Annotated in this window: 17 protein-coding genes; 8 read left to right on the forward strand and 9 right to left on the reverse strand. The window is 32.4% G+C overall.

All coding sequences use genetic code 11. The annotated features are described in order from the left end of the window. The first annotated feature begins 34 nt into the window (after positions 1-34). The gene (locus ACVC3Y_RS15880) at positions 35-2,884 is read left to right on the forward strand and encodes a T9SS type A sorting domain-containing protein (RefSeq protein ID WP_452227417.1); all 2,850 of its coding nucleotides are present in this window, start codon (positions 35-37) and stop codon (positions 2,882-2,884) included. Between the two features lie 50 nt (positions 2,885-2,934). On the opposite strand, the gene ACVC3Y_RS15885 is transcribed toward ACVC3Y_RS15880, so the two are convergent. Continuing rightward, the gene (locus tag ACVC3Y_RS15885; RefSeq protein ID WP_303420740.1) at positions 2,935-3,405 is read right to left on the reverse strand and encodes an Lrp/AsnC ligand binding domain-containing protein; all 471 of its coding nucleotides are present in this window, start codon (positions 3,403-3,405) and stop codon (positions 2,935-2,937) included. Positions 3,406-3,574: 169 nt separating this feature from the next. After that, complete coding sequence (locus ACVC3Y_RS15890) at positions 3,575-4,939, reverse strand: saccharopine dehydrogenase family protein (protein ID WP_452227418.1); 1,365 nt, start codon at positions 4,937-4,939, stop codon at positions 3,575-3,577. A 77-nt stretch (positions 4,940-5,016) separates the two neighbouring features. Here ACVC3Y_RS15890 and ACVC3Y_RS15895 point away from each other — a divergent pair, with 77 nt between their 5' ends. The 3 genes from ACVC3Y_RS15895 (at position 5,017) to ACVC3Y_RS15905 (ending at position 8,080) form a co-directional block, all read left to right on the forward strand. Then, positions 5,017-5,400: a DUF423 domain-containing protein gene (locus ACVC3Y_RS15895; protein WP_303420737.1), complete on the forward strand. Its 384-nt coding sequence runs from the start codon at positions 5,017-5,019 to the stop codon at positions 5,398-5,400. A 72-nt stretch (positions 5,401-5,472) separates the two neighbouring features. Continuing rightward, the gene (pckA, locus tag ACVC3Y_RS15900) at positions 5,473-7,083 is read left to right on the forward strand and encodes a phosphoenolpyruvate carboxykinase (ATP) (protein ID WP_303420735.1); all 1,611 of its coding nucleotides are present in this window, start codon (positions 5,473-5,475) and stop codon (positions 7,081-7,083) included. Positions 7,084-7,177: 94 nt separating this feature from the next. Beyond that, complete coding sequence (locus ACVC3Y_RS15905; RefSeq protein ID WP_303420733.1) at positions 7,178-8,080, forward strand: T9SS type A sorting domain-containing protein; 903 nt, start codon at positions 7,178-7,180, stop codon at positions 8,078-8,080. 70 nt (positions 8,081-8,150) lie between these two features. Here the strand turns inward: ACVC3Y_RS15905 and ACVC3Y_RS15910 are convergent, their stop codons facing one another. Together ACVC3Y_RS15910 and ACVC3Y_RS15915 are read right to left on the reverse strand one after the other, a co-directional pair. After that, positions 8,151-8,900, reverse strand: coding sequence for a uroporphyrinogen-III synthase (locus ACVC3Y_RS15910; RefSeq protein ID WP_303420730.1), 750 nt, complete (start codon positions 8,898-8,900; stop codon positions 8,151-8,153). Positions 8,901-8,921: 21 nt separating this feature from the next. After that, positions 8,922-9,572, reverse strand: a complete 651-nt coding sequence (locus tag ACVC3Y_RS15915; RefSeq protein WP_368389406.1) for a DUF4271 domain-containing protein — start codon at positions 9,570-9,572, stop codon at positions 8,922-8,924. Between the two features lie 107 nt (positions 9,573-9,679). On the opposite strand from ACVC3Y_RS15915, the gene ACVC3Y_RS15920 reads away from it, so the two are divergent. From ACVC3Y_RS15920 to ACVC3Y_RS15930, 3 genes are read left to right on the forward strand one after another with little or no spacing between them, the layout of a single operon-like run. Next, the gene (locus tag ACVC3Y_RS15920; protein ID WP_452227419.1) at positions 9,680-10,402 is read left to right on the forward strand and encodes a polyprenol monophosphomannose synthase; all 723 of its coding nucleotides are present in this window, start codon (positions 9,680-9,682) and stop codon (positions 10,400-10,402) included. 10 nt (positions 10,403-10,412) lie between these two features. Then, the gene (locus ACVC3Y_RS15925; RefSeq protein WP_452227420.1) at positions 10,413-11,759 is read left to right on the forward strand and encodes a dihydroorotase; all 1,347 of its coding nucleotides are present in this window, start codon (positions 10,413-10,415) and stop codon (positions 11,757-11,759) included. Then, on the forward strand, positions 11,759-12,232 hold the full coding sequence (locus ACVC3Y_RS15930) for a DUF4296 domain-containing protein (RefSeq protein ID WP_303420724.1): 474 nt from the start codon (positions 11,759-11,761) through the stop codon (positions 12,230-12,232). Before ACVC3Y_RS15925 ends, ACVC3Y_RS15930 begins: the two co-directional genes overlap by 1 nt. A 1-nt stretch (position 12,233) precedes the next feature. Here ACVC3Y_RS15930 and ACVC3Y_RS15935 read toward each other — a convergent pair whose 3' ends face one another. Then, positions 12,234-13,241 carry an NAD-dependent epimerase/dehydratase family protein gene (locus ACVC3Y_RS15935; protein WP_452227421.1) on the reverse strand — a complete coding sequence of 336 codons (1,008 nt, stop codon included), beginning with the start codon at positions 13,239-13,241 and terminating at the stop codon, positions 12,234-12,236. Positions 13,242-13,327: 86 nt separating this feature from the next. Here ACVC3Y_RS15935 and tyrS point away from each other — a divergent pair, with 86 nt between their 5' ends. After that, the gene (gene tyrS, locus ACVC3Y_RS15940; protein WP_303420719.1) at positions 13,328-14,635 is read left to right on the forward strand and encodes a tyrosine--tRNA ligase; all 1,308 of its coding nucleotides are present in this window, start codon (positions 13,328-13,330) and stop codon (positions 14,633-14,635) included. 122 nt (positions 14,636-14,757) lie between these two features. Here tyrS and ACVC3Y_RS15945 read toward each other — a convergent pair whose 3' ends face one another. The 4 genes from ACVC3Y_RS15945 to ACVC3Y_RS15960 form a co-directional block, all read right to left on the reverse strand. Further along, positions 14,758-15,195: a YHS domain-containing (seleno)protein gene (locus ACVC3Y_RS15945; protein ID WP_452227422.1), complete on the reverse strand. Its 438-nt coding sequence runs from the start codon at positions 15,193-15,195 to the stop codon at positions 14,758-14,760. A gap of 50 nt (positions 15,196-15,245) precedes the next feature. Continuing rightward, the gene (locus ACVC3Y_RS15950; RefSeq protein WP_452227423.1) at positions 15,246-16,226 is read right to left on the reverse strand and encodes a LuxE/PaaK family acyltransferase; all 981 of its coding nucleotides are present in this window, start codon (positions 16,224-16,226) and stop codon (positions 15,246-15,248) included. Positions 16,227-16,305: 79 nt separating this feature from the next. Next, complete coding sequence (locus ACVC3Y_RS15955) at positions 16,306-17,157, reverse strand: T9SS type A sorting domain-containing protein (protein WP_452227424.1); 852 nt, start codon at positions 17,155-17,157, stop codon at positions 16,306-16,308. Between the two features lie 150 nt (positions 17,158-17,307). Beyond that, complete coding sequence (locus ACVC3Y_RS15960; protein WP_452227425.1) at positions 17,308-19,092, reverse strand: T9SS type A sorting domain-containing protein; 1,785 nt, start codon at positions 19,090-19,092, stop codon at positions 17,308-17,310. Between the last annotated feature and the right edge of the window lie 227 nt (positions 19,093-19,319).

The raw sequence follows: 19,319 nt of genomic DNA on the forward strand, positions 1-19,319 counted from the left end.
GTACCTTGTTATCTTAACTATAAAGCTATTAGTCATGACAAAAAATTACATTTTAAAAAAAAGAAGGTTGTTAAACATGCTGTTTGTATGTCTAGCAATCCTAATGAGTTATACCAGTATCGCTCAAAACTTAAACTTTACTATTGATACTGCAACAGATAATGGAGTAACTATTACAGAAACTATTGTAAACGGAGGGGATACGTATGTGTTAACTATTGCGCATTCCGGAAATGAGGAACTCGATGATTTAGGAGGAGGAGATCTTATCTTTTATCTCAGTGCAATAGATCCGCTTACGCCACATGTGTTATCTATAACCAGAAATGGTATTCCAACAAATTTCACGTTAAATGGATTAGACTATGACACATTTGAAGCAGGAACCATATCGGTAACCAATCAAGATAATGCAGAAATATCTAGTCCTACAAATTATCCATTTGGAGGAGGAGCCATAACTATTACAAACGCTTCCAATGCTGTAAATATCTCTAGTTTTAATATAATTCCTACAGATATCGATGATTTAAACGATTTTGGGTTTCATAATATTGATGTTACTATGACCACCCCTTGTGTATCACCAGCAGCTACAGCATCTTTTGTGAGTCAAGATTGTGGCGCAGGAACATTTATGGCGGAAGTAAATGTGACAGATTTAGGAGGAGGGACCCCATCCATTTTTGATGGTACAACAACAACGGCTGTTACAGCAACAGGAGTAATGAGTTTTGGGCCTTACCCAACGGGAACACCAATTAACTTCACCTTACAACATGGTAGTGATACAGGATGTGATGTAGATTTAGGATCTATTTCCGATACCTGTCCGCCACCTTGTATGGGGCCTGCTGCAGAAATTAGTTTATTAAGTCAGGATTGTACTTTAGAAGATTTTACGGTAAGTTTAGTTGTAACAGATTTAGGAAGTGGAGCCCCAATGCTTTTCGATGGAACAACCACCTATCCTATTACTGAAACTGGAGCATCTAGTTATGGACCCTATCCTGCAGGAACACCAGTTGCTTTTACCTTACAACATGGTTCTGATAGTAGTTGTGATTTAGATTTAGGAGAAATAGTAGATACCTGTGATGAAATTATTTTTACCATAGATGACGCAGTAGATAATGGAACGAGTATTACAGAAACAATAGTAAAAGATGGAGACACTTATGTGTTAACCGTTGCACATTCTGGAAATGAAGCATTGGATGATTTAGGAGGTGGAGATTTAGTGTTTTATCATAGTGCGACAAACCCTTTAGATCCTTATATTTTATCTATCACTAGAAATGGTTTTGATACCAATTTTACATTTAAAGGAATGGATTATGATACCTTTGAGGCAGGTACAATAGCGATTACAAATCAAGATGATGCGGAGATTTCTAGTCCAACATCTTATGCGTTAGGAACTGGAGCTATCGTTATTACCAATACGGTAAATGCAACAGATATTTCAAGTTTTAATATTCTACCTACGGATTCGGATGATTTAAATGACTTTGGGTTTCATAATATTAAAGTAGATATTATAGATACTTGTGCAGCTGGAGAAGCAACGGCTGTTTTTTTAAGTGAAGATTGTGTTACAAATGAGTTTTTTGTTGAAGTGAATGTTACCGCTTTAGGTAATGGAAGTACAGCAGTATTTGACGGAACGACTAGTACAGCAATTACAGCAACTGGCGCAATGAGTTTCGGGCCTTACCCTACAGGAATACCAGTAAGTTTTACGCTACAGCATGGTAGTGATGCTGCCTGCGATGTAGATTTGGGAACAATATCGGATACTTGTCCTTTATTGCCTAGTAATGATGAATGTACGGGAGCTATAGATGTAACATGTGGAGAAACGGTAACAGGTTCTACAAGTAATGCAACAGATACTGCAGGAAATGCAAGTACAGATGTGTGGTATGCTTTTACAGCTGGTATAGTAGATCAAGATGTAACCGTTAGTCTTTGTGGGTCGTTATATGATACCGCTTTAAGAGTGTATTCAGACTGCTCAGCGTCAACACAAGTAATGTTTGTAGACGATTTTTGTGGTGTACAATCTGAAGGAGTTTTTACAGCAACAGCTAATACAACATATTATATTTTAGTGGAAGGATATGCAACAAGTGATGGGACTTATACCGAAAATGGAGACTTTACGATGACGATAACTTGTATCGACAACACTATTTCTATACCTGCTAACGATGACTGCTCTAATCCAGAAACTTTAGTTATTAATGCGGCTGCAATAACAGGTACAACTGCAGGTGCATCAGACCAAACTACAGGAGAGGATGACGACACCGTTTGTAACAGTTATGAATTTCATGCAGATGTTTGGTATGCTTTTACTTTAGATGGTACATATAATGGTTTAACCGTTTTAACATCCGTTTTAGGTAATTCTACTGAAGCTAGTGTAGCGGTTTATCCTGCACCAATTTGCGACTTCTTAGATGTAAACAGTATTGCTTGTTCTTCAGGTAATGCATCGGGAGAATCTTTAGCATTAGGTACCCTAGCCGCAGGAACTTATTATGTTAGAGTGTGGAGTGATGGAGTAGCATCTGGAACATCTAGAAGAGTTGAAGGTGAATTTGAAATCTCTGTAAATGGAACTCTATCCATTTCAGATGTGGACACTAAAAATTTGTTTACGTATTATCCTAATCCAGTAACTAGTAGTTTAACTATTAAAGCGCAAAATAGCATTAACGGGTTGTCTGTTTATAACATGTTAGGTCAAGAAGTAATACTTGAAAAACCAAATACAATGAACAGTGTATTAGACATGTCTAGTTTACAATCTGGTGCTTATTTTGTAAAAGTAACTGTAGATAATGTAACCAAAACAATACGTATTATTAAGGAATAGTTAATTAATAATATCACTAAAAAGCTCCTAAAGTAATTTAGGAGCTTTTTTTATATTTTAATTTGTCGTTCTATTTGCTGGTCTAATGAAATAAAAGTTTCTGTTCTAGAAACTCCAGAAATAGATTGAATGTCTTTATTTAAAACCTGCATAAGATGTTCATTGTCTTTACAAAGTATTTTAATAAAGATACTCCAATTACCTGTAGTGTAATGGCATTCTAAAACTTCGGGAATACGTTTTAATTGTTTTACAGCTTCTGGATTACTCATGGCTTTATCTAGATAAATACCAATATAAGCCATCGTTGTATAGCCTAATACTTTAGGGTTTACAACAAATTTAGAACCTGCAATTAATCCAGATTTTTCCAGTTTTCGTAGTCTTTGGTGTATTGCTGCTCCAGAAATACCAACACCTCTAGCAATTTCAAGAATGGGTGTTCTTGCGTCCTCCATTAAAGCGCGTAGTATTTTTTTATCTATACCATCTATTAATATGTTATTGTTTATGGTTTTCATGTATTAAGGTTTCTATTTAAAACCTAAAAATAGTAAATTGATTTTAAATTGAAACTATATACTGCGTTAAGGATTGAACGGTTTGTTTGAGCTCCTCGCAGAGAGCGAGTAGTGAAAGCCTGACCTAACTTGGCCTTAAAAGGAGAAGTTAGGAAACGCTATAATACTTTTAAACGTGTAACGGGTTGTAGCCAAGATATGGCACTTCTTTTTCGTTAAAGTTAATTCCGTAGTCTTCTAACTCTTTTAAAATTGGCGTGTACACTTCTTTGTTTATTGGCATTTGTACACCAGGGGTTGTTATTTTTTCGTTTAAAATGGCTAGTGTTGCTATTGCAACCGGTAAACCTACTGTTTTTGCCATTGCAGTATAGGTTTGGTCTTCGCCAATGGTTACCATGGTTGCATCAATTTGATGTTTTTTTCCATCTAATTCGTAGCCAAATTTATGGTACATAACAATCATGTCTTTATCTTCTGGATCTAATGTCCAACTGTCCATTAAAATCTTTTGTAAAATTTGTGCTGGAGTTGCATTTTTTAATTCTACCATTTTTGTTTTACTAAAAATGTCTAGTTCTAAAAATTTATCCCAAACGATATCGTCTTGGTCTATTTTAAGAGCATGTCTAAACTTAAGTTCTACAGAATCTGTTGGGCTATATGGTAAAAATGCGTTTACAAAATCACGATAACTCATGTTTTCGCTATCGTCTATGCTGTAGCTATCGTCTGTCATACCGAGTTGCACAAAAACATTCCAAGCTCTAGAAAAACCTACGCGTCTAATGGTACCTCTGTATAGTGTTTTAATGGTATCTAGACCATAAACACTTTGGTATTTTAGGGAGTCTCTATTTGCATAACCTTCAAATCTCCCATAGCCATCTACTTCTAAAAATTCGGTACGTCTAAAAAGTCGATTGTAGGGGATGTATTTGTAGGTGTCTTCTTGTAAAAATTTTCCAGCGCCTCCTTGCCCTGCTAAAACTACATTTCTTGGGTTCCAAGTAAATTTATAGTTCCATAAGTTGTTGTCACTTTCTGGAGCAACAAGTCCTCCTGTAAAAGATTCGAATAAGATGATTTCTCCACCTTTTTCTCTAATCTTATCGATAACTTGCATTGCACTCATATGGTCTATTCCAGGGTCTACACCAATTTCATTCATAAAAACGAGTCCTTTGTCTTTTGCTGCCTTATCTAGCATTTGCATTTCTGGACTGATATAGGATGCGGTTACCATATTTTTATTAAAAGTAATACAGTCTTTTGCTACTTCTATATGATATCTAGCAGGAAGCATAGACACCACAATATCTGCATTTTGTATTGCTTCTTGACGGGAATGTTTATCAAAAACGTCTAATAGAATTGCTTGTGCATTTTCATGATTTCCAATTAGTTTTTTAGCATGAGTAAAATTGATGTCGCCGACTATAATTAGTAAATCTTCTGTTTTCGATTTGTCTAATAAGTATTTAATAAGGTATGATGAGGATTTTCCAGAACCTATGACTAAAATCTTTCGCATAATGAGAATTGTTGAGTAATTTTGTAATTACGAATGTAATAAATAGTAAGGGTAAAATATATGAAAAGCTTAAATATATGGATAAAAAATTATTAATAACCGGAGCAATTTTTGGTGTAATAGCAATAGTGCTTGGTGCTTTTGCTGCTCATGGATTAAAAACAATTATTTCTGAAAGCGCTTTACAATCTTTTGAAACTGGTGTGCGATACCAAATGTATCATGCATTTTTGCTTTTAATTTTGGGAAGTCAATCTGTAATTTCTGAGAAATCTAAAAAAACAATTTATGCTTTTATAGTAGTCGGTGTTTTGTTATTTTCTGGCTCTATTTATGGTTTATCAACAAATGCATTAACTAGTATAAATTTTAACAAGATAGCTATGTTTACTCCTTTAGGAGGTGTTTTATTAATTACCGCTTGGATAATCATGTTGATAAACTTTTTAAAATTAAAATAGGATATTTAAGGTTTTAGATGGCTACTTTAAAATAAAGTTTTAATTTTGCAGCTTAAACAACACAATTAAAATATGGTTAATCATACTCAATTAACGAAAACGATTTCGTTAGAACAATATGGAATCAAAAATGCAAAAATTAATTATCAACTTTCACCAGAAGAACTTCATGCAGTTACTGTAGATAAAAAACAAGGTGTTACTGCATCGTCTGGTGCATTAGCAGTTAATACTGGAGAGTTTACAGGTAGGTCGCCAAAGGACAGGTTTATTGTTAAAGATGATATAACTAAAGATAGAGTTTGGTGGGGAAATATTAATATCCCTTTTGATGGGGATAAGTTTGAGAAACTATACAATAAGGTTGTAAATTATTTATCTGAAAAAGAAGTTTTTGTAAGAGATAGTTATGCCTGTGCTGATACGGATTATAAATTAAATATTAGAGTAATTAATGAATGCCCTTGGAGTAATATGTTTGCTTATAACATGTTTTTACGTCCTACTGAAGAAGAATTAAAAGACTTCTCTCCAGAATGGACTATTGTAAATGCTCCAGGTTTTATGGCAGATCCAGAAGTTGATGGCACGCGCCAACATAATTTTGCAATACTAGATTTTACTAGAAAAATTGCATTAATTGGAGGAACTGGTTATACAGGAGAGATAAAAAAAGGGATTTTTTCTGCATTAAACTTTATACTTCCTGTGTTTAAAAACACTTTACCAATGCATTGTAGTGCAAATGTAGGTAAGAAAGGAGATACGGCGATTTTCTTTGGACTTTCTGGAACCGGAAAAACGACTTTGTCTACAGATCCAGATAGAAGTTTAATTGGGGATGACGAACATGGTTGGACTGCAGAAAACACGGTTTTTAATTTTGAAGGAGGATGTTATGCAAAAGTAATCAACTTATCTCAAGAACAAGAACCAGAAATTTACGCAGCAATTAAAAAAGGAGCCATTTTAGAAAATGTAAAAATGGATGCGCAAGGGGAAGTTGATTTTAAAGATACTTCTATTACTCAAAATACCCGAGTTAGCTATCCAATTTATCATATAGAAAACATACAAAGGCCTTCCATAGGAAAAAATCCAAAAAATATATTCTTTTTAACAGCAGATGCATTTGGCGTTTTACCTCCAATATCTAAATTAACACCAGGTCAAGCAGCATATCATTTTATTTCAGGATATACAGCTAAGGTGGCAGGTACAGAAGCAGGAATTACAGAGCCAGTACCTAGTTTTTCAGCTTGTTTTGGAGCGCCTTTTATGCCATTACATCCAACAAAATATGCTGAGATGTTGAGTGCGAAAATGAAAGAAACAGGAGTTAATGTTTGGTTGATAAATACAGGTTGGACAGGCGGTCCTTATGGAGTTGGTTCTAGAATGAAGTTGAAATATACTAGAGCAATGATAAGTGCAGCTATTAATAATGATTTAGGTGCAGAAAATCATGAAAATTTCCATACACATTCTGTATTTGGTTTGGCGCAACCAAGAGTTGTTCCAGGAGTGCCAACAGAAGTCTTAAACCCAAGAAAAACATGGAATAATGACGAAGGTTACTATGAAACTGCTTATAAACTTTCCGCGTCTTTTAGAGCTAATTTTAAACAGTTTGAAGCATATGCAAATCAAGAAATATTAGATGGTGCACCAAACATGAAGTAAATTTTTGATGAACTACATTTTTATTTGTTAAAAAGTCTTGTAGGTATTTATTTATAACTTAACTTTATGACTATAAATTATAAAGCTATTAATTATGAAAAAAACATTACTTTTTATGGCTCTTGCTATAGCCATGCAAATTAAAATTCTAGCACAATCGACAGCTGTTCCTAATGCAGATTTTGAACAATTTTTAATCACATTTACTTCTATTAATGGGCCATTAGATGGTTTTATTTTAGATAGTGAAGCAGCTGCGGTTACAGGAGTATTAAATTTAGGAAATAGTGCCCCTTATAATGCTATTGACGATTTTACTGGTATTGAAGCATTAACAAGTATTTCGGGTTTGGTTATTACATATAATGCAGCAGTAACTAGTTTAGATGTATCTGCTAATTCAAGTTTAGTTTCATTAAATACAGAAGCTTGTACTGCTTTAGGGACTTTAGTTACTGGTGCAAATGTAAGTTTAAGCGAATTGCTTATTCCTGGATCACCTGTTGGAACTTTAGATTTGTCTGGTAATACAGGGTTAACAGTATTAGATGCAAGACAAACTAGTTTAACTTCCTTAGATATGCGTAACGGAAATAATGCTAGCGTTACAGCTTTTGATTCGCGTTTTAATACAAGTCTTGTCAATATTTTTGTAGACGATTGTACTGCTAGTTATTTAACAACATTGCCTTGGCAAAAAGATGGGGCCAGTACATTTGTAAATGATGCCTCTGGTTGCCCTACTCTTTCTGTGGATACTGCAAAGGATTTAACTTTTGATATCTATCCTAATCCAGCTAAAAACACATTGTTTGTTGCATCTAATGTGCAAGAATCTTATATTCAAGTTTACGATATAACAGGAAAGTTAGTGTTAAATAAACAAATGCAGTTTGGAGAAAACACATTAAATATTAGTGCAATGGTTCCTGGTGTGTATTTAACAAGAATATTAGCGGAAGGGAAATCGGTAACTAAAAAATTAATAATTCAATAAAAGAATACAATTAACTAACCAAAAAAGGCGCAACATATGTTGCGCCTTTTTTGGTTAGTTTTTGAATAAACTACTTTCCTTTGTTTGTTTTCTTAATGTACTTTTCTAAAGCCATTGTCATAGAAGGTGTTTCTGGCGTTGGTGCAGCAATATCTACACGAAGTCCATGTGCTTCTACAGCTTTGATGGTAGTGTTGCCAAAAACGGCTATTCTAGTGTCGTTTTGTTTAAAGTCTGGGAAATTTTTAAATAAAGAATCTATTCCAGAAGGGCTAAAAAACACTAAGATGTCATAAAACACATCTTCTAAGTCTGATAAATCACTAATTACTGTTTTGTAAAAAACAGCCTGTTTCCAGTTTACAGCTAAATTATTTAATATGGTTGGTACTTCCGGTTTTAGTTTGTCTGTAGTTGGTAATAAGAACGTTTCGTCTTTATATTTTTTTATGGTAGGAGATAACTCAGAAAAAGTTCTCTTACCAACATAAATTTTACGTTTTCTATAAACAACATATTTTTGTAAGTAGTAAGCTACAGCTTCAGACTGGCAAAAATATTTCATGCTATCAGGCACTTTAAAGCGCATTTCTTCTGCAACTCTAAAAAAGTGATCTACTGCGTTTCTACTCGTTAAAATAATAGCAGTATAATGACTTAAATCTATTTTTTGTAGTCTTATTTCTTTTGCAGGAACCCCTTCAACGTGAATAAAAGGTCTAAAGTCTATCTTCACTTTTTGCTTTTCTTGCAAATCAAAATAAGGCGAATTTTCTATTTTAGGTTCTGGTTGAGATACTAAAATGGTTTTGACTTTCATATAATAGCTAACTTTAATGCCTTAACTGTAATCTTTAAATAACTTAAATAATACTAGATAAGGCGAAATTTCAAGTGCGCAAAGATACAAAATAAAATAAAACAAATTGGATTTTATTAAATTTTGATAGGTCTTATAGGTGGCAACGATGCTTATGCAATTAATTAAAACAAAAACAATTACGAGAATTTGAAGTATAATTGGAGAAGGAGAAGTGCTAAACAACAGAATAAAATTAACAGGTATTAGTACTAGACCAAAAAAAATTTTATAGCTCGTTTTTTGAAACACATAAAAATCTAAAGTATTACTTATGTCAAATAAGCTACCTAATAATCGCTCTAGAGATGTTTTTGCTAGTATAATTATTGCAATGACAATAAAAACTTTAATTAAAAAAGAGTAAATATCATGTATCTCTGCTACAAAATTTTCATACAAAAAAACACTAAAAATAGAAGTTGAAAGTAATAAGTTTATAAACAGTAATACATTAAAGCTATCTATGATTTTAGAATCTCTAGAATATATTTTTAAATATCTAAAATTACCTAATACATAAATAAAATCGTTAAAGCGTTTTGTAAATAGTACTTTTACCGTGGCAACTAAAACCAGACAAATAACTAGTAATACTGTAAAAATTTCATTAGATATTATTTCACGAAGCATCTGGTAAAATTATTATAAATAATTTTATTTGCCTTCCATTTTTTAAGGAAAATTTAAAAATAAATAACTTTTAAATAGCTTACATTTGCTAAAATTTAATGCTTTTTATGCAAGATACGATTGTCATAATACCAACATATAATGAAATAGAAAATATTGAGGCTATTATTAAGGCTGTATTTTCTTTGGAAAAAAACTTTGATGTTTTGGTAGTAGATGATAGTTCTCCAGACTTAACTGCACTTAAAGTTAAAGAATTACAAGAGCAATTTAAAGAGCGATTATTTCTTGAAGTACGGAAAGAAAAATCGGGATTAGGTACCGCCTACATACATGGTTTTAAATGGAGCTTAGCAAAGGACTATCGTTACATTTTTGAAATGGATGCAGATTTTTCGCATAACCCAAAAGATTTAATTCGTTTGTATAATACCTGTCATGTGGATGGAGCAGATGTAGCCATCGGTTCTCGTTATGTAAAAGGTGTAAATGTTGTAAATTGGCCAATGAGTAGAGTTTTATTATCTTACTTAGCTTCAAAATATGTGCGTTTTATTACAAGAATGAAAATTCATGATACAACAGCTGGGTTTATTTGTTACAAAAGAGAAGTATTAGAAAGCTTAGATTTAAATAAAATAAAATTTACAGGATATGCCTTTCAAATAGAAATGAAATTTAAAGCATATTGTAGAAAATTTAATATAATAGAAATTCCAGTTATTTTTACAGATAGAACAAAAGGGGAATCTAAATTAAGTTCAGGTATAATTTCTGAAGCTATTTTTGGTGTAATCTCTATGAAATTTAAAAGTCTTTTTGTAAAATAAAATAAAGCACATGCAACACAAACAAACACTTATTAAGAACGCAAAAATTGTAAATGAAGGAAGTATATTTCATGGAGATATTCTTATTGAAGGGGAGTATATTAAGGAAATTAGTGAATCTATAAGTGCCAAATCTGCCGATATCCATATTTTTGATGCAGAAGGGAATTACTTACTTCCAGGGGTTATAGATGATCAAGTACATTTTAGAGAACCTGGTCTAACACATAAAGCAAATATTGAAACAGAATCTAGAGCAGCGATAGCAGGTGGTATAACTTCTTTTATTGAAATGCCAAATACCAATCCGCAAACTACAACCATAGAAAAGCTTAATGAAAAATTTGAAATAGCATCAAAAACTTCGTCTGCTAATTATTCTTTTATGTTTGGTGGTACAAATGATAATCTAGATGAAATTTTAAAAGTAGACCCAAAAGAAGTGGCGGCTTTAAAACTCTTTTTAGGTTCTTCTACAGGAAATATGCTGGTAGATAACCCAGAAGTTTTAGAAAAAATATTTTCTAGTACAAAACTGCTTATCGCTGTGCATTGTGAAGACGAAGGAACTATAAAAAGTAATCTTGCAGCATATAAAGAACAGTTTGGTGAAGATATACCAATAAAGCATCATCCAGATATTAGAAGCGAAGATGCATGTTATATTTCTTCATCTAAAGCCATAGAGCTCGCAAAAAAAACAGGTGCTAGACTGCATGTTTTTCATCTTTCTACTGCAAAAGAAACAAATTTGTTTACCAATAAATTACCTTTAAAAGACAAGAAAATTACTGCAGAGGTTTGTGTGCATCATTTATGGTTTACTAACCAAGATTATGACACAAAAGGAACTTTTATAAAGTGGAATCCTGCAGTGAAAACACAAAAAGATAAAGATGGCTTATGGAAAGCTTTGTTAGACGATAGAATAGACGTTATAGCTACAGATCATGCACCACATACGTTAGAAGAAAAAAATAATGTATATACCAAAGCACCTTCTGGAGGACCTTTGGTACAGCATGCCCTTCCTGCAATGCTAGAAATGCATCATAAAGGTAAAATTACCTTAGAGAAACTTGTGGAAAAAATGTGCCATAATCCTGCTATATTATTTCAAGTAGAGAAAAGAGGCTATATAAAAGAAGGTTATTTTGCAGATTTAGTAATGGTAGATTTAAGTAGTCCTTGGACAGTTAAAAAAGATAATATTTTATACAAATGTGGTTGGTCTCCTTTTGAAGGTACAACTTTTAAATCTAGAATTACTCATACATTTGTTAATGGTATTTTGGCATATAAGAACTTTAAGTTTTATGATGTTAAAGCAGCTAAACAACTAACATTTAATAGATAATGAAAAATATTTTATTTACATGTCTTGTGTTATTATTGGTTTCATGTTACAACCAAAACAAACCGAATAAACCAGATAATCTTATTTCTAAAGATAAAATGGTTTCTGTTATTATAGACATGTCTATGTATAGCTCTGCTAAAGGAGTTAATAAAAAAATACTTGAAAATAATGGTGTTAAATTACAAGAGCTTATTTTTAAAAAACATAATATAGATAGTGCTCAGTTTGCTAATAGTAATTATTATTACACCTATCATACAGAAGATTACGAGGTTATATACAAGCAAGTTAGAGATAGTTTAACGAAGTTAAAAGCCGAGTACACTGCTCTAGATAAAATAGAAAGCGAACAAAAGAAAATAAACGATTCTATAAAACAATCTAAATTAAAAAATAATAATTTAATGGAGGCACCTTTAGAAACTGCATTAAATAAGAAAAACAGATTTACTCCTGTAAAGTCGAATTAAATTATTGTTCTTTTAAAAACTGTTCGGAAACCTTTTTTATACTTTTTTCTATTGGTATAAACGCATAATCTAATGCTTCAATAATTTTCTGGTTATTATAGTTTGCATGTGTTAAGGCAGTTGCAGCAGTCTGTTTTGTTAAACTTCTTGGCTTTCCAGTTAAAAAACTTTTTAACCAATCTGCTCGCCAACCAATTTGAAGTAGAAATGGAGTTACTTGTTTTTTAGGTGCTTTTACCTGTAAATATTTTGCAGCAATTTCAATGAAATCTTTGAAGCTTAAATTTTCAGAAACTACTATAAAACGTTGGTTGCGTATATCACTTTTCATTAGTTGTAACATACATTGTACAACATCTTTAACGTCTACATATCCAGAAGTTCCAGTAGCAGAATATGGTATTGTGTTTTGCACTTTTTTAAATAATAAACCACTACCAGAGTTCCAGAAACCAGCACCTAAAATAATTCCTGGATTTACAATTACAGCATCTAAACCTTCTTGCGTACCACGCCAAACTTCCATTTCTGCACCATATTTTGTTATACCGTAAACACTATTGTCTGTTTCTGGGTTCCAAAAAGTATCTTCATCAATTAAACTATTATCTTCCTTGTTTCCTAAAGTAGCAATAGAACTTATATAACATAACTTTTTAATGGTATTTGCTATAGATAAATTAACAATGTTAGCTGTGCCTTCTATGTTTGTTTTTCGTAAATCGTAATAATCCTTGAGATCAAAAGAAATAAGTGCAGCACAATGATATACATGAGTTATGCCTTTAAAAGCTTCCGTTAAAGCAGGAATATTTAAAATATCTGCCTCTATCCAGTCAATTTTATTAAAAGCAGAGGTAGAATCTTCGGTAAAATAAGAAAATACTTTTTTTACACTTTCTAACTTCTCTTCATTTCTATAAATAGCACGAACATTTTGGTTATTTTTAACCAATTCATATAGTAAATGCGAGCCAACTAAGCCTGTTCCTCCTGTAACTAAAATCATAAAGCTAAAATAGTAATTTTGTAATTAGCTTTTCTCTTTTAACGGATAAACATATCTTTGCTGGACTTTAGAATAATAAACAAGAAATGAACTATAATTTAGTAGAAGAATTAACGTGGAGAGGAATGGTACATGATATCATGCCTGGAACAGAAGAGCAATTAAATAAAGAGATGACAACGGCTTATGTTGGTTTTGATCCAACATCCGATTCTCTTCATATTGGTAGTTTGGTTCCTATTATTTTATTAATGCATTTAGAGAAAGCTGGACACAAACCAATTGCTTTGGTAGGTGGAGCAACAGGAATGATTGGGGATCCTTCTGGTAAAAGTGACGAACGTAATTTGCTAGATGAAGCTACTTTAAACCATAATGTTGCGGGAATTAAGCGTGTTTTATCTCGTTTTCTTAATTTTTCTTCAGAAGAAAAAAATGCTCCAATTTTAGTAAATAACTACGATTGGATGAAAACCTTTAGTTTTATAGATTTTGCTCGTGATGTTGGTAAACGAATTACAGTAAACTACATGATGGCAAAAGATTCGGTAAAAAAACGTTTGTCTGGTGACGAAGGAAACGTTGGTATGTCTTTTACAGAGTTTACTTACCAATTAATTCAAGGGTATGATTTTTACCATTTATACAAGCAATATAATTGCGTGCTGCAAATGGGAGGAAGTGATCAATGGGGGAACATTACTACTGGTACAGAATTAGTAAGACGTATGCATGTTGGTGAAGAAGCGAAAGCTTACGCCATGACTTGTCCTTTAATAACCAAAGCAGATGGTTCTAAATTTGGAAAAAGCGAAGGTGGAAATATTTGGTTAGATGCAGATAAAACTTCGGTATACAAATTTTACCAATTTTGGCTAAATACAAGTGATGAAGATGCCGAAAAGTATATTAAAATATTTACTTTTTTAGATAAAACTACTATGGATGCTTTAATTGTTGAACACAAAGAAATGCCTCATCTTCGTTTATTACAAAAGCGTTTAGCTGAAGAGGTGACCACTTTAGTACATTCTAAATCTGATTTTGAAAATGCTGAAAAAGCTTCTAATATTTTATTTAGTAAATCTTTTAAAGAAGATATAAATACATTGAACGAAAGTACGTTTTTAGATGTTTTTGAAGGAGTGCCACAAGCTGAGGTTTCAAAGCAAGAGATTGAATCAGGATTAGACATGATTGCAGCACTTGCTGCACAAACTAATTTTTTAGCATCTAATGGTGAAGCTAGAAGAGCTTTAAAAGAAAACTCCGTTTCTGTAAATAAAGAAAAAGTAAAAGAAGATTATAAAATAACAAGTCTAGATTTAATAAACGATACTTACGTAGTTATTAACAAGGGAAAACGTAATACGTATATTATTAAAGCGGTTTAAAATAAAAAAAGCCTGATTATGAAAATAATCAGGCTTTAAAACTAACCAATTAACTAAAAAATTAATTTTTCTTTTTCTAGCACTTTTTTAGTCGGAATTTTTTTTAAATACTTACAGCTATACTATTTTATTTTCTCCCAATTCTTATCTGCTTTCTGTTGGAGCTTAGTTGGTTCTTCTGCTAACCAAAGGTCTAGAGTGTTTGTTCCCCATGAATTATAAAAAAGATATAGCTTACCATCGCGTATTTCATACGTTTCAGGATCTATAGATACTTTTTTAGATTTCGCACCAATTGCATAAGCGCAATAACCTCCATATTGTGGAATGTATTTTTCTGGATTATCAATAAACATTTTCAAATGTAAGCTAGAAGCGAATAAATAAGTAACACCATCATATTGTGTAATGTATTTTTTGTTTCCTTCTATAGCGGTATTATTAAAATATGCAACGACATCATAACCTTTTACAGCAGTTCCGTTTTTCGTATTATAATCTATTTTTTGTGCTTGAATAGTTCCTAGTACTAGAAACAATAAAAAGGGTAGTGCTTTCATAAATTGTTTTTATATAAGTCGGTAAAAACAATCTATAATTACAGTAATAGTTATAAGACCATGAGGTTACAACCACGTATATCGCTATTATCGAATCTTCCTATAATTTCAAAAGAGCCATCCTTATTAACTTTTCCTAAATCTTGCGTTGCAATAAAAGCGCAGGAATTTACATTTGCCAAATCTATTATGTTTAACCCTCCAGTTTTTCCAGGATTTTGTATGGTTAAAGCATCTTCTGTGTCACGAGTTAAGACTTGCATCCAGTTTGGGCAATTAAAAACACCATTTCCTGTAGAATAGGCTTGGCTTAATAATTCGGTCATACCATACTCGCTATGTATGTTTTGTACGCCAAACCCTTGTTTTAAAATGTCGTGTAATTCTTCTCGAATTAGTTCTTTTCGCCTTCCCTTCATACCACCAGTTTCCATGATAATGGTGTTTTGTAATTGAAAAGAGTGGTTTTCTATCAAATCTAATAAAGCAAAAGAAACTCCAATAAGTAATACTTTTTCACCTTGTACATCTAAGGTTTGTAATTTGCTTTTTAATTCGGAAAGATTATCTAAATAAAACCCGCTTTGTGGTTTCTTAGATTTTTTAATCAAATCATTAACCATATATACTAATGAAGACCCTTCACGTTCTAAATAATTAGGTAATAAAGCTAAAATGGTATAGTCTTCTATATTGCCATAAAAGTGTTTAAAACCGCTTCTGAAGCTTTCTTCGTAAACAGAAACATTAGTTACTTGATGTTTACTGGTAATGCTTCCGGTGGTGCCACTACTGGAAAATGTTTGTTCAATTTCTTCCGAAGCACTTAAAATTTCATGACTTTTAAAAAACGAAATTGGCAAAAACGGAATATCTTCTATACGTTTTATATCACTTGGGTGGATGTATAATAAATCACAAAAAGAACGATATACCGCATTATTTTCAAACTGAAATTTAAAAACCTGTAATGCTACAGTGTCAAATTCTGTTTGGTTTTTAATACTAAATATGTCTTTAGTGTGTATCATAGCTTATGATGACAAAAGTAGGTAAAATAAAAAAGCGTTACTCTATAGAGTAACGCTTTTTATATGTTATAAAAGGGAATTAGTTAATTACTAATTTTTTAGTAGTACTATTTCCGTTTTGAACTAATTTTAAAATGTACATTCCAGCGTTTAAATTAGAAACGTCTAAAGTCTGGTTAGTAACATTTTGAGATAATACTTGTTTTCCTAAAACATCAAAAACAGAAACTTGTACGGCTTCGTTGTTACTTGTTTTAATGGTTACAATTCCATTTGCTACAGGATTTGGATAAATAGAAAACGCTGCAACTTCATTTTGGTCTACAGAAAGAGTTTCTCCATAAATATTAACATTATCTAATCTTAAATATTCTGTACCAGCATTATTCATTGCGGTTACTTTAATTGTTAAAGAGCTACCCGTTCCAATATTTTGGTTAATAGTTGTTGAAGTAAATTCTACTCCAGTACTTATTTCTCCTATGATTGTGTGTATAGGATCTCCTAAGTTATTCCAGTTTGGGATTCGTGTAAAGGCACCACCATCAATAGCATAATAAACATCCACATAATCTGCGGTTTCAAAGTTACCTTGTCCTAAAATATCAATAGTGAAGTATACATTAGCTAAGTTTGTAATATCAATAGTAGTGAAATTTAAAGCAACTTCCCCATCTACATCTCTAAATTCAAATTGGCCATTACTTACTTTTGCCCAATCTGTAGCTGCTGTAAATGCACCTTGAGAACCATCAATAGTCCAGTTGCTAACACCTGCAGGATAGTCCCCAACATTCATAATTGTTCCAGAAGCATCAATTCCTTGTATACCTGTTCCATCCGTATAAGTATCAAAAGTTTCAGAAAGAATTTGTGCAAAAGATACTGTGCTAATAATTGTAAATAAAAATAATAAGTAGATTTTTTTCATAATTTAATTTTTTTTTAGGGTTTATTTAATGCAAATATTATACCAATTAGTTTATTGGAAATACTGTTTTTTTTTATTCCGATAAATATATTACAAAAAAAAGACTGGTAAAAAATCACCAGCCTTTTTAACAATAACTTAATATTGGAGTTATTTTATAACTAATTTTTTTGTAGTCACATTTCCGTTTTGAGATAATTTTAAAATGTAAATACCACTTGTTAAAGTAGCAACGTTTAAAACGTTGTTGTTTACTGTTTGGTTGATTACTTGTTTTCCAAGAATATCAAAAACTGAAACAGAAATCACTTCGTTAGATGTGCTAGAAATATTTACGAACCCATTAGTAACAGGGTTAGGGTATACAGCAAAAGTATTGTTGTTATAATCTTTTGTAGATAAAGTAGTATCTGCAAAGTTTTGAGAAATCACTAAATTATCAACAAGAACAGTTTCATTTGTTGATGAATCCGATTGTCTAAGTTGAAAAGCTTCCATTACGCTTCCTGGGTCAGCATCATCTCCACCTACTATAGAAGTGTCTCCCATAGCTGTAGCATCTATCCATAATTGCGCTATATTAGCATCCTGATCATACATTACTATTGCACGATAAGTAGTTCCAAAAGAAAGATCTGCAGCCCAAGTAGCTTCCGCTGTGCTTGTTCCTGTAGAAATACCAACAGTGAAATCACCACCAGAAGCAGCTTCAACGATATCAAGACGAGCTTTAAAACCAAATCCAGAGTCTTTAAAATGAGCAAAGTATTCAAAATCAGAACCAGTAATTGGTGCGCCAGGGTCCTCTACAGTAAAATCTAAACCATAATAGATTTTTCCAGAAACTGGTGTAAAAGGTATAATTACATCTTCGCTAGGTGCTCCGTGTTCTACTACAGCTTGTCCAGAAGATACTAAGAAATCCCCTGCAGTACCTCCATTGTTTAACCAAAATCCGTTTGGAACAAGACTACCATCAACATAAGTGAAGTCATCAGAAATAGGTAATACATTAGAAGGTACACATGTTGCAGCAGTAATTGTACTCATTACATTACAAAGGCTTGTGTCGTTAGCAGTAATTGTAACGTCAACCCCTTCAGTAAGTCCTGTAATAGTAATTGTTCCAGTTTCGTCTATTGCAGGATCTCCTGCGCTTAAATCAATAGAACCAGCACTAGCAACTACTGTAAATGAAGAATTTCCACCACCAAAAAAATCAATAGTAGCAGTATATGTGTCAGCACCATTAGTAATAGCATCACAAATTGCAGAAGAGTTGGTGAAACTAAAACCACATGTAGGTGTACCCCATGCGCCTGGATCAAAATCACCAGGAGCTGTTCTTGGCGCATTTACATGCGATGTACAACCTGTTACATCAGAGTCAGCCCAAACATTCCATTCTGCTTCATTAAAAGTTGTTGATCCCATTGTTACTGTAGTAAGTCTTTCTGCTCTACCGTCTTCATACTCTGAACAAGTACCAGAGTTGTCTGTGTTTGTAGCTGTCATTGTATCATAAACTCCCCAGAAATCAACAATAGTATCTGTTCCATCAATTAAAACTAAATCGTCATCACCATTACTTCCAGCAACACCATTATTTACACTATCTAGTTGGTGAGCAGTCATTCCATAAACAGTGGCAAAAGTTCCAGCTGCATTGTCATATGCTATAATATAGAATCCGCCAGCAGGAATTGATCCTGTTAAGTCTAAAGAAACCGAAACAGCACCACTTGCATTTGTATATTTGTCAATTTGCCACCCGTTACCTTCTGTAAAGTCTACAGTCGAAGCACCTAAGTTGTGTAATTCAATATAACGTGCATCTGAATTGTTATTAGGATCAGCAATTTCTGTAATAATTACCTGTGCAAAAGAGGCAGAGGTCATTAATACTGTTAATAATAAAAAGTAAATTTTTTTCATAATTGTGTTTTTTTATAAATTGTAGAGTACAAATATAATTAGAAAAATGACTTTAACTATATGAAAAATCAATTATTCACACTAATATAACATTAGCTATGTGCTTAGGTACTAGATTTATAATATAAGATATCTATTTTAAAGAATTTAAACAAGTTAAGTAATGCCTTATGTTACTATATTGTTATTTGTCTATAAAAAGATGTGCATCTTTATGATTAATTTTA

The sequence above is a fragment of the Lacinutrix cladophorae genome (assembly GCF_053604645.1).